The organism is Providencia huaxiensis (genome assembly GCF_002843235.3).
Classification (GTDB): Bacteria; Pseudomonadota; Gammaproteobacteria; order Enterobacterales; family Enterobacteriaceae; genus Providencia; species Providencia huaxiensis.
In genome coordinates, this window is sequence record NZ_CP031123.2 from 4245873 (window position 1) to 4259697 (window position 13825).

At 43.5% G+C, this 13825-nt stretch carries 14 protein-coding genes and 1 riboswitch; of the genes, 2 read left to right on the forward strand and 12 right to left on the reverse strand.

The window, feature by feature from the left end; genetic code table 11:
* Window positions 1-191 precede the first annotated feature (191 nt).
* The 12 genes from thiH to CYG50_RS21440 all read right to left on the reverse strand — a co-directional run bounded on the left by thiH (window position 192) and on the right by CYG50_RS21440 (window position 11542).
* Window positions 192-1313 carry a 2-iminoacetate synthase ThiH gene (gene thiH, locus CYG50_RS21385; RefSeq protein ID WP_102140177.1) on the reverse strand — a complete coding sequence of 374 codons (1122 nt, stop codon included), beginning with the start codon at window positions 1311-1313 and terminating at the stop codon, window positions 192-194.
* Window positions 1310-2080 carry a thiazole synthase gene (locus CYG50_RS21390; protein WP_102140176.1) on the reverse strand — a complete coding sequence of 257 codons (771 nt, stop codon included), beginning with the start codon at window positions 2078-2080 and terminating at the stop codon, window positions 1310-1312. Before CYG50_RS21390 ends, thiH begins: the two co-directional genes overlap by 4 nt.
* A 2-nt stretch (window positions 2081-2082) precedes the next feature.
* The gene (thiS, locus tag CYG50_RS21395) at window positions 2083-2283 is read right to left on the reverse strand and encodes a sulfur carrier protein ThiS (RefSeq protein WP_004264499.1); all 201 of its coding nucleotides are present in this window, start codon (window positions 2281-2283) and stop codon (window positions 2083-2085) included.
* Window positions 2271-3029: a HesA/MoeB/ThiF family protein gene (locus CYG50_RS21400; RefSeq protein WP_102140175.1), complete on the reverse strand. Its 759-nt coding sequence runs from the start codon at window positions 3027-3029 to the stop codon at window positions 2271-2273. Before CYG50_RS21400 ends, thiS begins: the two co-directional genes overlap by 13 nt.
* A gap of 75 nt (window positions 3030-3104) precedes the next feature.
* The gene (gene thiE / locus CYG50_RS21405; RefSeq protein WP_168222876.1) at window positions 3105-3770 is read right to left on the reverse strand and encodes a thiamine phosphate synthase; all 666 of its coding nucleotides are present in this window, start codon (window positions 3768-3770) and stop codon (window positions 3105-3107) included.
* Window positions 3763-5742 (reverse strand): phosphomethylpyrimidine synthase ThiC, encoded by a 1980-nt coding sequence (gene thiC, locus CYG50_RS21410; protein WP_102140174.1) that lies wholly within the window; start codon window positions 5740-5742, stop codon window positions 3763-3765. The genes thiE and thiC overlap by 8 nt, the downstream gene beginning before the upstream one ends.
* A gap of 143 nt (window positions 5743-5885) precedes the next feature.
* A riboswitch (TPP riboswitch) is annotated at window positions 5886-5998 on the reverse strand.
* Between the two features lie 228 nt (window positions 5999-6226).
* Entirely contained in the window at window positions 6227-6889 is a 663-nt protein-coding gene (locus CYG50_RS21415; RefSeq protein WP_102140173.1) for an HAD family hydrolase, read from the reverse strand.
* A gap of 18 nt (window positions 6890-6907) precedes the next feature.
* A complete protein-coding gene (locus CYG50_RS21420) occupies window positions 6908-7924 on the reverse strand; it encodes an ABC transporter ATP-binding protein (RefSeq protein ID WP_102140172.1) in 1017 nt (338 codons plus the stop codon).
* Window positions 7924-8754, reverse strand: coding sequence for an ABC transporter permease (locus CYG50_RS21425; protein ID WP_102140171.1), 831 nt, complete (start codon window positions 8752-8754; stop codon window positions 7924-7926). Before CYG50_RS21425 ends, CYG50_RS21420 begins: the two co-directional genes overlap by 1 nt.
* Window positions 8744-9646, reverse strand: coding sequence for an ABC transporter permease (locus CYG50_RS21430; RefSeq protein WP_102140170.1), 903 nt, complete (start codon window positions 9644-9646; stop codon window positions 8744-8746). The genes CYG50_RS21425 and CYG50_RS21430 overlap by 11 nt, the downstream gene beginning before the upstream one ends.
* Window positions 9646-10461 (reverse strand): alkaline phosphatase family protein, encoded by an 816-nt coding sequence (locus tag CYG50_RS21435; protein ID WP_102140169.1) that lies wholly within the window; start codon window positions 10459-10461, stop codon window positions 9646-9648. The genes CYG50_RS21430 and CYG50_RS21435 overlap by 1 nt, the downstream gene beginning before the upstream one ends.
* Before the next feature lie 28 nt (window positions 10462-10489).
* Window positions 10490-11542: an ABC transporter substrate-binding protein gene (locus CYG50_RS21440; RefSeq protein ID WP_102140168.1), complete on the reverse strand. Its 1053-nt coding sequence runs from the start codon at window positions 11540-11542 to the stop codon at window positions 10490-10492.
* Between the two features lie 249 nt (window positions 11543-11791).
* Between CYG50_RS21440 and nudC the strand changes: the two genes are divergently transcribed.
* Both nudC and hemE read left to right on the forward strand, forming a co-directional pair.
* Entirely contained in the window at window positions 11792-12583 is a 792-nt protein-coding gene (nudC, locus tag CYG50_RS21445) for an NAD(+) diphosphatase (protein WP_102140167.1), read from the forward strand.
* 92 nt (window positions 12584-12675) lie between these two features.
* Complete coding sequence (hemE, locus tag CYG50_RS21450) at window positions 12676-13740, forward strand: uroporphyrinogen decarboxylase (RefSeq protein WP_102140166.1); 1065 nt, start codon at window positions 12676-12678, stop codon at window positions 13738-13740.
* Window positions 13741-13825: the final 85 nt, after the last annotated feature.

Below are 13825 nucleotides of genomic sequence, written 5' to 3' on the forward strand. Positions count from 1 at the left end.
ATATTAAGTAATAAGAATATAATACGTAATTAATACAAAAAGTTAAAAATATGATTGATTTTTTCCTAGTGATGGCAATGAGTATTGCTCATATTTTATGATTAGTAGCACAGTATGAATGATATTAAACTATATATGAATTCATTTACTGATCGTTACTTGCGGGCTAACATCGCGTTAGCCCGCAAAATTTAACGGCCTAAATAGCTATCCCAATCTTTCCAAACGGGCTGTAAACCGGCTTGCACAAGGGCATGTGCGACTTGTGTGGCACTGCGGTTATCATTTGGAGAAAACTGTTCTAGCTCTTCTTTGGTATCTGCATATCCACCCGGCTGGGTTTTCGAACCCGCACTGACGTTATTAATTGCCAATGGCACGACGTGATCACGGAAATAAGGCGATTCACGGGTTGAGAGGGAAAGCTCAACATTCGGTGCGAGTAAGCGAAAAGCACAAATTAATTGTACTAATTCTGCCTCACTCATCAGTGATGCCGGTTCAACGCCACCCGCACAAGGGCGTAAGCGAGGAAAAGAGATAGAATAACGACTTTGCCAATAGTATTGCTGTAAGTACAACAAATGTTCTGCAACCATATAGCAATCGGTACGCCAACTGTTTGATAAACCAATTAACGCGCCAAGACCGATTTTATCTATACCTGCTTCCCCTAAACGCTCAGGAGTGGCTAGGCGCCAGTGAAAATCCTGCTTTTTGCCTTTGAGATGATGTAGCTGATACGTGGGCTCATGGTAGGTTTCTTGATAGACCATCACACCATCTAACCCCAACGTTTTCAACTCCTTATATTCCTCTGTGCTTAATGGCTGCACTTCCATCATTAAGGAACTGAAATAAGGGCGAATGATGGGGAGTGTGTGACGGAAATAGTCCATACCCACTTTACTTTGGTGTTCCCCAGTGACCAGCAATAAGCTATCAAAACCAATTTTGCGAATGGTTTCACACTCATTAATGATTTCATCGTCACTTAGGGTTTTACGTTTAATTTTATTACTCATCGAAAAACCGCAATAAGTACAATCGTTTGCGCATAGGTTCGATAAATAAAGTGGCACGTAAAACCCAACTGCATGGCCAAAGCGCTGGCGGGTGAGTTTCTGAGCCTTTTGTGCCATTAGTTCAATATAGGGGCGGGCAGCAGGGGAAAGCAGAGCCATAAAATCATCGAGTGTGAGTATGTCTGCCGCTAAAGCGTGTTCCACATCGACAGCGGTTTTACTGTTTATCCGCAGTGTCGTATCGTCCCAATCCAGCGCTTGTAAGCGTTTTTGGAAACTTGGGGTCATGATAAGGCCCCTAAGAAACTGGTCAACGGGCTTGATGCTTGCGCCTGTTGCTTCGGTGCAGCTAACCCACTTTGATAGGCCAATTCAGCGGCTTCGACAGCCAGTTTAAACGCTTTTGCCATAAGTACCGGTTGCTTAGCTACCGCGATTGCGGTATTGACTAAAACGGCATCAGCACCCATTTCGATCGCTTCTGCCGCATGGCTTGGTGCACCAATTCCTGCATCTACGACGACAGGGACAGAGGCTTGTTCAATAATGATACGAAGCATTTCTTTGGTTGCTAAGCCTTTGTTTGTGCCTATCGGTGCGCCTAATGGCATCACAGCGGCACAGCCAACTTCTTCTAAACGACGGCATAACACTGGGTCTGCGCTGCAGTAAGGCAATACAACGAATCCCTCTTTAACGAGCTGCTCCGCGGCAAGCAATGTCTCGATAGGATCGGGTAGCAAATAACGCATATCTGGATGAATTTCGAGTTTGACCCAATTGGTACCGAGGGCTTCTCGAGCTAGGCGCGCGGCAAACACCGCCTCTTGGGCATTTTTCGCACCAGAGGTATTCGGTAATAGTTTCACACCCAGTTCTTGCAGAGGTTGTAGAATGCCATCATCTTGCCCACGTAAGTCAATACGCTTCATTGCCATTGTCACCAATTGACTGCCTGAGGCCGCAATGGCGTCTTGCATTAGGTTGGCGCTGGCAAATTTACCTGTTCCAGTAAACAGGCGTGAGTGAAAAGTTAAATCTGCGATTTTTAACATTATTAGCCCCCAGCGATAGCTTGAAATAACAAGATATTGTCTTGGTCATTAATGAGATGCGAATCCCACTGACTTTTAGGAATGATCACTTGGTTGATAGCAAGTGCAGTTCCCACTATTGGGCGGTTGAGAGTGGAAAATAATTGATTAACCGTCAGTGGGGCGTCGAATTCCATAGGTTGGTCGTTAATTATGATATGCATGTTTCTTCCCGACAGATTGGACATTGCAATGACGGCGTTAATTGCAATGTATTCCATTGTTGTTGTTTTCCATCGAACAAACGCAATTTACCACTCAGTGAAGAGGGAAGGCCGACAAGTAATTTAATGGCTTCCAGTGCTTGCAGCGTGCCGATGATCCCAACTACAGGCCCTAATACCCCAGCAGTGCGGCAGTTGCGCTCAGGTTCATCTTGGTCTGGATATAAACAGGCATAGCAACCGGTGCTAAATGGCGGTTCAAGAACCATTAATTGGCCGCCAAACCCAACCGCACTACCGCTAACTAAGGTTGTATTGGTCATGACACAAGCGGCATTAACTGCGTGACGAGTGGCCATGTTATCGCAGCAATCAAGCACTAAATCGACTTGCTCAGCTAAAGGAATTAAAGTCTTAACATCCAACTTTTGTGCGACAACATGGGTTCTTACCAACGGATTGAGCTGATACAGTCTATCTGCGGCCAGCTGGGCTTTTGGCTGGCCGATATCATCAGTATCATAAAGCACCTGCCGTTGTAAGTTAGAAACATGTAAATCATCGTGATCGGCTAGCCACAATTCGCCGACACCAGCCCCCGTTAAATAAAGGGACGCGGGAGAGCCTAAGCCCCCTAAGCCAACAATGAGGACTTTGCTATTTTTCAGTTTTTGTTGCCCCTCGGGACTGATATCTTCGAGTAGTAGCTGGCGGCTGTAACGCATGAATTCTTGGTCACTTAACATGAATGAATTCCTTAAATCATCACTAACCCTGTTTTATGATGATAAAGCAGGGCGAGTTATGTGATTAAAAATTGGCTAGTTGGCAGTATTGCGCTCAATTAAATTCAGCAAGGTTTCTGTTGCAGCTAGCCAATCATCTGCTTTGGTAATCGCACTGACCAGCGCGATGCTGCCTACTCCAGTTGCTAGCACGGCAGGGACTTTATCAATAGAAATCCCACCAATGGCGACCGTTGGGTAATCAGGCGTTGCTTCCACCATGGCTTTAAGTGTTTCTAAACCCTGAGGCGAAGATGGCATCTCTTTCGTTTGTGTTGGAAAGATATGCCCCATAGCAATGTAAGAAGGACGCACGGATTTTGCGATAGCCAGTTCATGCTCATCGTGCGTTGATATTCCTAACCGTAGCCCAGCTTGGTGTATTGCCAGTAAGTCGGTCGTTTCCAAATCTTCTTGGCCCAAATGTACGCCATAGGCACCGAACTCAACGGCTAAGCGCCAGTAATCGTTAATGAATAAACGTGCGTTATGTTTTTTACCCAAAGCGATGGCTTTTTGAATATCATCACGCACATCTACGTCAGGTTTGTCTTTGATACGCAATTGGATTGTGGAAACACCTGCATCAAGCAAACGTTCAATCCATTCAACGGAATCCACAACGGGGTAAAGCCCAAGGTGTTGTTCAGTCTCTGGAAAGGGTGATGTTGGCGTTATAATAGCATTAGGCAATTTAGGCATTTTCATTCACCTCTGCATTCACAATTTCAGCTCCGTGATAGAGCTCGCTGCCATGGGCACGAAAGGCCTCAGACATCTGTTCCATACCCGCTTCTTTTTCGTTTGCTTCTTTTTGGGCTGCGTAATCACGGACTTCTTGGGAAATCTTCATCGAACAGAATTTTGGTCCGCACATTGAGCAGAAATGGGCAATTTTTCCAGAAGCTTGTGGCAAGGTTTCATCGTGATATTTGCGAGCAGTTTCAGGGTCTAATGCCAAGTTAAATTGGTCTTCCCAACGGAATTCAAAACGGGCTTTGGACATGGCATTATCACGAATTTGCGCACCGGGGTGGCCTTTAGCAAGGTCAGCGGCGTGAGCTGCGATCTTATAAGTGATTAGCCCTTGTTTAACATCGTCTTTATTTGGTAAGCCTAAATGCTCTTTCGGGGTGACGTAGCACAGCATTGCACAACCAAACCAGCCGATCATGGCGGCACCAATACCAGAGGTAAAGTGGTCGTAACCCGGTGCAATATCGGTAGTGAGTGGGCCTAAGGTATAAAAAGGCGCTTCATGGCAGTGCTCGAGTTCTTCCGTCATATTACGGCGGATCATCTGCATTGGCACGTGACCAGGGCCTTCGATCATCACTTGGACATCATATTCCCATGCAATTTTGGTTAACTCGCCAAGGGTATGGAGCTCAGCAAATTGTGCTTGGTCGTTGGCGTCTTGGATTGAACCTGGGCGCAGGCCATCTCCTAATGATAAGGAAACGTCGTAAGCGGCACAAATTTCACAAATTTCACGGAAGTTTTCATATAAAAAGTTTTCTTGGTGATGAGATAAACACCATTTTGCCATGATGGAACCACCGCGAGAGACGATCCCCGTTAGGCGTTTGGCGGTCATTGGCACATAACGTAATAATACGCCAGCGTGGATAGTGAAGTAGTCGACGCCTTGCTCTGCTTGCTCTAATAATGTGTCACGGAACATTTCCCACGTAAGATTTTCAGCGACACCGTTCACTTTCTCGAGCGCTTGGTAGATAGGTACTGTTCCAATCGGCACAGGGCTATTACGTAAAATCCATTCGCGAGTTTCGTGAATATAACGGCCAGTGGATAAATCCATGACCGTATCTGCGCCCCAACGCGTCGACCAAATCAGTTTTTCCACTTCCTCTTCAATGGATGAGGTGACCGATGAATTACCAATGTTGGCATTCACTTTAACCAAGAAATTGCGACCAATAATCATCGGCTCCGATTCGGGATGGTTGATATTGGCTGGGATGATGGCACGACCCGCTGCCACTTCTTGGCGAACAAATTCAGGGGTAATATTTTCCGGTAAATTTGCGCCAAAGCCTTGCCCTGGGTGTTGTTGTAATAAAACTTCGCCACGAATGCGTTCACGCCCCATATTTTCACGGATTGCAATAAACTCCATCTCAGGGGTTACGATACCTTTTCGTGCATAGTGTAATTGGGTAACACACTTGTTAGTTTGGGCTTTTAATGGGTGGGGGCGGTTGTTAAAGCGCAGATGGTCAAGGCCTGCATCAGCGAGACGCTGTTGGGTAAAATCGGAACTTAAATTTTCGACAGGTTCGGTATCAGCACGTTCACTTATCCATGGCGCACGAATTTTTTTAAGGCCTTTATGGACATTTAATTCAGAAACTGGGTCGCCGTAAGGGCCAGATGTATCATAGATAGGAACGGGTTCGTTATCTTCAAATTGTGGGTTGTCTTTATCGCCCCCGATCAAGGTTTGAGAGAGTTGGATTTCTCGCATCGGGACTTGGATATCGTCTCTAGAACCTTGTAAATAAATACGCTGTGAATTAGGAAACGAAACGCCAGAAACGGTATTAATAAAGGTTTCAGCGGCATCACGTTGAGCTTTACGGGTGCGAGCCGGGGCTGCTTGTGGCGATAAATCAGCAGTAGGGATGATATTTTGTTCTGTATTATTGGACATAGCAATTTCCTGACATTGTCACGGCTATCACAGTTTAGTGAGTAGCGGGTTTATCGAAAGAAAGTTGCTTGTCAGGAGTTCGGAGGAGTAATAAAAAGGCTTGCGCTGAATTTTTCACCAAATATAGTGGGGTGAAATGACGCTGAGTGATTACTCTTGTTCCCTTCGCGGGTATTAACCCGATCAGGTTCCGCGGATCCCGAATTAACGGTCTCAGCCTGATGCGTATGCATACTAGGCACTCCGACAAGAGGTTTCAGTATAAGCTTTCCTTATCATTCTTCAAGCGATAAGTGCTTCCTCGTCATTCTTCGCGCGATAGGTGCGTCGATTTCATAGATTTACCCGAATCACATACTTATGTATGCTCATCGGGATAATTCTATTTATCTCCTTCCTCTAGCACGAATAATTTAGAGGAACCTTTGAAAAGATTAGTTAGTTAAAACCAAAATTAAAACCAAGTTTGAAATTAAAATTGGGCTTACAAACCCCAAGTATGTTGTGGCCAATTGTGTTTGAGTGCGGCTTGCGTTAGGCGTTCGTCGCCGTTGATAATAAATACTTCATCGGCAAATTGGCACATTGGGAGATCGTTAGCGGAGTCGGTGTAGAAATACACATAGGCGTCAGTGATCGGCTGGTGGCGGATCCAATCTAATAGGCGTTTGACTTTGCCTTCTTTAAAGGTTGGGATACCGTCAATTTCTGTGGTGTAGCAGCCATCTTGTTGCTTGATATCGATCCCCATTGCGATATCTGCACCCAGTTGATCCGCAATTTTTTTCACAATAAATGAAACAGTTGCGGAGATCACAATAATTGGGATCCCTTTGGCTCGATAATTTGCGATCGTTCTAATCGCTTCAGGGTAGATCCGCGGTAAAATCACACTTTGTACAAAATCATCCAACCAGATATCTACTTGCTCAGCTTTTACATTGGCGAGAGTCTGCAGGTTAAAACGTAAGTAAGTTGGCATGTCTAATGTACCTGCATTATATTGCGCCATCATGGCTTTATCCGCTTCCACAAATTGCGGATTACTGATGATTTGTTTATCCCACAGGTATTGTGTCCACAATACGCTGCTATCACCTTGAATTAACGTATCATCTAAGTCAAAAATGGCCAGTTGGTTTTGCATTATATTCCTATTCACTGATTAACTAAGTGTGCGAATTTCATTTTTATTAAACATAAGTTTAAGGTGAGTTCCTGGTTCAAATAAACGCTCAGATGAGCGGTTAAGTAAATCCACCGTCATATCACCTGCAGGGGTATTCACACTATAACGAATAATATTGCCGAGCAATTGATGATCCAATATCACGGCATCAACAGGGTGAGAAATATGGCTACCATATTGGCGCCCCGCTTCTTTGACATATATAGACTCAGGACGGATAGCCAGTGTACCTTGTAAATTAAGGCCTAACATTGTATTGGCTTTTTCTGAATCAACAAGGTTGTAATGCCCCATAAACCGAGCAACAAACTCTGTTGCCGGTTGGGTATAAATATTCTCTGCCGTATCGCTTTGCACGATCTGGCCTTTATTCATAAGAAAAATACGGTCAGACATAATCATCGCTTCATCTTGATCATGAGTAACAAAAATTGTGGTTAAGCCTAACTCACGTTGAATTTGGCGGATTTGCTGGCGTAAGTGCTTGCGAATGCGTGCATCAAGAGCGGAAAGCGGCTCATCAAGTAACAAAATTTGTGGTTTCATCACCAATGCTCTTGCTAGCGCAACGCGTTGGCGCTGTCCCCCTGACAGTTGATGAGGAAATTGTTGTTCTTTGCCTTGCAATTCAACTAATTCAATCACTTCAGCGACTGCTTTAGATCTCGCTTGGCTATCAATTTTACGCATTTTTAAACCAAACACGATATTGTCAACCACAGTCATGTTGGGAAATAACGCATAACTTTGGAACACCATACCCACTCCGCGTTGTTGCGCGGCTTGGTAGGTTACATTCTGGCGATTAATATAAAGTTCACCATGATTAAGTTGTTCAAGCCCTGCAATACAGCGTAATAAGGTAGACTTTCCGCAACCACTTGGCCCTAGTAGGGTAATAAATTCACCTTTTTCGATAGTAAATTGAATATCAGCAAATACCTGATTAGTGCCGAAAGATTTGGCTAAATTTTCCGCAATAACATAACTCATCATTCATCTCCTGAACGATTTAATCGCATTGCTAACCACGTCAGCAATAAGGTAAATAGAAAATAAGACATCACCAGGGCAGAAGTGAAGTGTCCGCTGGTTTGTCGCATATTGAAAAGATAGATTTGCAAAGTTTCATAGCGTGTTCCCACAAGGATATTGGCAAACACAAATTCACCCATTAAAAATGAAAATGAAATTAATAATGAAACCAACATACCTTTGCGAATATTGGGTAACACAATCATCATGAAGGCTTGGAAAGTACTGGCACCGAGTAAATGTGCTGCATCCATTAAGTCATGTAAATTAATGCCTTGGAAGCTATTCGCAAGCGCACGATACATAAAAGGTAACGTGATGGTGAAATAGGTACCAATCAGGATCCAAGGGGTGCCAACTAACATGAATGGTTCATCGGCAAATATTTGCAGCAAGCCCACCGATGAGACCACAGGCGGGATCGCAAAGGGTAAAATAATCAGTAAATCCATTACCCCTTTGAGTTTGGGGAACCGATAAAATACTGCAAACGTCATCGGTAAAATAATTAATGTGCTAACCAGTAATGTACCAAAGCAAATAATCAATGAACGACCAAACGCCATGAGAAAACGCGGGTCTTGCCATAATTGTAGATACCATTTGATGGACAAGGCGTCAGGTAGCACAGTGGCTCCCCAAGAACTGGCGATGGAATACAAAAATGTGGCAATAATAGGTAACGCTAGTAGGCTAGCAACACTGATTAGTACTAACTTATGAAGCCATAACCCAGAGGGTTTATTGCCATTGGTTATGGCTGGGCTAATCGCATTATTATTTTGCATGGTAGCTCCGCTTGATTAACCAATGATGTATGGCAGTGATAAAAGCTAAGATAGCGATAAGTAGCATTGATAACGCAGCAGCCATATTCGGTTCGAGAAACAAATCACCAGAAACTAAACTGGCAATTCGGATAGTCACAAGGTTGTAATTACCACTCGTTAACGCATAAGTACTGGCGTATGCGCCCATTGCATTAGCAATTAAGATAATAAAAGTGCCAACTAAAGCAGGAGAAAGCACTGGAATAGCGACTTTTAACCAATAGGTCAGCTTACTTGCACCCATCGTTTTCGCTGCGTCTTCCCACTCCGGTTTTAGTGCGTCAAAGGCGGGGTAGAGCAACAACACACCTAATGGGATCTGAAAATACACATACAACAGCATTAAGCCGCTGGCGCTGTATATATTAAAATCTTCGATAATCCCCCATGATTTAAGTTGTAAGGTAATCGCCCCATTGAAGCCCAAAATAATAATGAATGCGAAAGCAAGGGGAACACCGCTGAAATTACTGGCCATGGTGGTGAAGGAGATCATTATTCGGCGAATTTTCCCTTGCATTTTATAAATGGAAAATGCCGTGATACTGGAAATAAATAAGCCAATCACACTACAAATAATGGAAAGCCATAAGGTATTTTCAAACGCTTGCAAGTAAAAATCATTATTGAATACCTCAAGATAGTTATCTAATGACCATGCTTCTTCGTAGATAAAGCTATTAATGAGCACCCAAATCATTGGGGCGATTTGGAATAAACTAAACAACACAAAGAATGGCAAAAGTAGAAGTGCAGCGCGCCAATGAAAACGAGCAAAGCGTTTTTTCAACATGGCAATTTTTCCCTGTTGTTGGTATGTCTGTTCACAGGGGGCAGGAATATCAGCCATTACAAATCTCCTCGTAATAGCGCATCACAAACCGGTTTATCGAGAGAGCTGGCACCGAGTAAACGACAAATGGTTCCGCAAATTGCTGTCTGCTCAATATTGCAGGGTTGATGAGAAAACTGCGAACCGACCACAAACAATGGTACTAAACACTCTTCGGGGAGTGTTCCGCCATGGCTACGATCATTATTCATACCATGATCACTCGTGATCATGATTTGATAGCCTTGCTCAACCCATGTAGGAATATAATTCGACAGGATAATATCTGCATGGCGTGCTGCATTACGATATTGGGGCGAATCAAAACCGAACTTGTGCCCTGTGTCGTCTATATTCATAGGGTGGATCAATAAAAAATCAGGGTTAAATTGAGTCCGTAAATATTCCGCATCGACAAATAAATGGTCATCAGGGTAATGGTCTGCTTGATAAAAGCAGCCATGTTGGATAGCGAGTGAGTCATCGTGGGTGAAGCGGTCTCGTAAGGCAACAAAAGGAGCCCGGTTATACAGTTCACTCACCCAATAATAAGCGGCGGCGGCAGTTGTTTTCTCAGCTTGACGAGCAAGGGAAAAGAGACTCTCAAAGTGAGAAAGGCGGACAATTTGGTTATTTACAATACCACTTTTGACCGGGGGAACCCCCGTCAGTATGCATTCATATAAAGGGCGAGACATCGAAGGAAGCTCACACTCTAATTGGTAAAGTGTTGCACTGTTGGCTTTGATTAAGCCGTTGAGATAGCCCATACAATGATGGGCTACTGAATAACTTAAACCGTCTAGGACAACAAGTATGACTTTTTCAGACATTAATTTTTCCTAAAATCAATACATTGAATTACTGCTGGTGGATCAAAACTTGCTGTTGCCACATTTTAGGGAGATTACGAGATGATTTTTCCCAGCCTTCTGCATTTTTAATGGGTTGAACATTTTTATATTGTTCTTCTGGTAATAATTTGGCTTTAATATCATCAGGTAACGTTAAATATTGTGCACGAATTGGTCGTGCATAACCTTCAGCAAGGTTAATTTGCCCTTTATCACTGAAAATAAACTCACGAGCTAACTTCGCTGCGTTAGGGTTTTTGGCGAATTTGTTGATAATAGTGGTGTAACCCGAAATCACGGAGCCATCAGATGGGATCACAACCGTAAAGCGATCACGATTGATCTGATCACGGTAATTCAGTGCGTTAAAGTCCCATAATATGCCAACTTCGACTTCACCTTTTTCGATATTTGCGACAGTTGGGTCATTAACGGATAGGCGTTTTTGTTTGGCGAGTTCAGCAAAAAATTCAATGGCAGGCTTTAGGTTGTTTTCATCCCCACCACGCGCAAATGCAGCTGCCAGTACAGCGTTATTGGCTTGTGCGGCAATCCCTACATCCCCAACGGTGACTTTATATTTCCCTTTTAGTAGGTCATCCCAGCTTTTCGGTGCATCTTTTACTAAATCATTATTTATCATAAAAGCGATAGACCCCGTATAGGCTAAAGCCCAATGACCGTCTTTGTCTTTTGCCCAATCAGGAATTTGTGACCAAGTTGTTGGTTTATAAGGTTGCGTCACTCCTTTTTGTACGGCAACAGGCCCAAAGGAGGCACCGACATCACCAATATCTGCCGTCGCATTATTTTTTTCTGCGGCAAATTTAGCAATTTCTTGGGCGGAGCTCATATCGGTGTCTTGATGTTTCAACCCATATTGTGTCGCTAAGTCTTGCCAAGTTCCTTTCCAGTTCGCCCAAGTATCAGGCATCCCAACGCTGTAAACTTGTCCTTCTTTTTTCGCTGCATTGATTAACTCTGTTAAATTAGTATCAGCAGCTAATGTCACACTGGATGCGGTCAATGATAGTAAAATCGCAGGAACGATAGTTTTCATTATTTTCTCACTTTTGAAGAACGGTGAACCGTATTGGTTACTTAGCATCCTAATTTTAAGACGTGACAGTTAGTTGATCCTTTTATGACAGTTTTTAGACATTTTATGGAATGGAACGTCTAAAAAGTGTCAAAATTGCTAAAGAAAAACAATGAAACAAACGTTTGAATGACTTTGTGTCAAAAAAGTATATTGTGTCATTAATAGATTTATTTTACCGACAATAAAAACTGACAAAAGACGTGAAAAATGAATAAGTTAAAATTATCAGGAACAGAAAGTGGTTGGTGGTTTATCTGTTTTTCCGGGCGTTTGTGGCTACCTCATGGAGATATTCCTCGAGGTATGGCAAAGGACTATTTGTTAGAAGGAAAAACGGCAACACCCATTGGTGAGTGGCAAGGGGAAATCGTCTGGTTGATAGCCGAAAAAATGCCATCAGATATGGCTTCTCCCCGTATTGTTGCTGCGCAAGATGAAGGCTTATTTCGCCTTGCTGGGCGAGGTGTGCAATTAGCAGAATTCTATCGTTCCCACCGTTATTGTGGTTATTGTGGTACTGCGATGCGCCACAGTGAAACAGAGTGGGCGTGTTTGTGTGACCATTGTCATGAGCGCTATTACCCGCAGATCGCCCCTTGCATTATCGTGGGGATCCGCCGCGATGACCATATTCTATTAGCTCAGCACCGACGCCATTCGCAAAATCCGTTATTTACGGTACTTGCTGGTTTTGTCGAGGTTGGCGAAACATTAGAAGAAGCAGTCATGCGCGAAGTCATGGAAGAGAGCCATATTAAAGTGAAAAATATCCGCTATGTTTCTTCACAGCCTTGGCCTTTTCCTCATTCCTTAATGATGGGGTTCCTCGCGGATTATGAGAGTGGTGATATTAAAGTAGACCCGAAGGAACTGGTGAGCGCAAATTGGTATCATTACGATGATTTACCGTTGATCCCACCGGCAGACACAATAGCTAGGCGTTTGATTGAAGATACGGTCGCATTGTGTCGTCAAAGTGAGTATGAAACGGGGGAATAGCACAGCGCTGATATTGTTATCATTAACATGATACAATAATGAACTTCGCTCTTAGCCATTTGCGGCGGCCACTTATAATAATGGAGTAAATAATGACTGAGTTAAAAAATGACCGCTATCTACGTGCTTTGCTACGTCAGCCTGTAGATGTGACCCCTGTATGGATGATGCGTCAAGCAGGGCGTTACCTGCCAGAATATAAAGCAACTCGCGCGGAAGCTGGTGATTTTATTGCTCTGTGCAAAAACACCGAATTGGCTTGTGAAGTGACATTGCAGCCATTACGTCGTTTTCCATTAGACGCTGCAATTTTATTTTCTGATATTCTTACCATCCCTGATGCAATGGGGCTTGGGCTATATTTTGAAACAGGTGAAGGTCCGCGTTTTCATAAACCTATTATGAGCGCAGCAGATGTAAAAAATATCCCTATTCCTGATCCTGAAATGGAACTTGGTTATGTGATGGACGCAGTTCGTGCCATTCGTAAAGCCCTTGAAGGCAATGTACCACTCATTGGTTTCTCTGGTAGCCCGTGGACACTGGCTACTTATATGGTGGAAGGCGGTAGCAGCAAAGCCTTCACTAAAATCAAAAAGATGATGTACGAAGACCCGAATTCATTGCATTTGTTATTGGATAAACTGGCAGATAGCGTCATTTTATACTTGAATGCTCAAATTCGTGCCGGTGCGCAGTCTGTGATGATTTTTGATACATGGGGTGGGGTATTAACTAAGCGTGATTATTTACAGTTTTCACTGAATTATATGCATAAAATTATTGATGGCTTAATTCGTGAAAATGATGGTCGCCGTGTTCCTGTCACCTTATTTACTAAAGGTGGCGGTCAGTGGTTAGAAGAAATGGCAGCAACGGGTTGTGATGCATTAGGCCTTGATTGGACGACTGAAATTGCCGATGCTCGTCGTCGTGTTGGTGATAAAGTTGCCCTGCAAGGAAATATGGATCCATCCATGTTGTATGCACCTCCTGCGCGAATAGAAGAAGAAGTACAAAATATTCTATCAGGCTTCGGCCAAGGTGAAGGGCACGTATTCAATTTAGGTCATGGTATTCATCAGGATGTTCCACCGGAGCATGCAGGTGCATTTGTGGATGCTGTTCACCGTTTATCCCGCCAATATCATCAATAATTATCGTTTATTGATCTTCTTGATTTGTGGTGTATTTATAGGATCTTGTAAGTACACCATTATCATCTATGATTAAGAATAATTA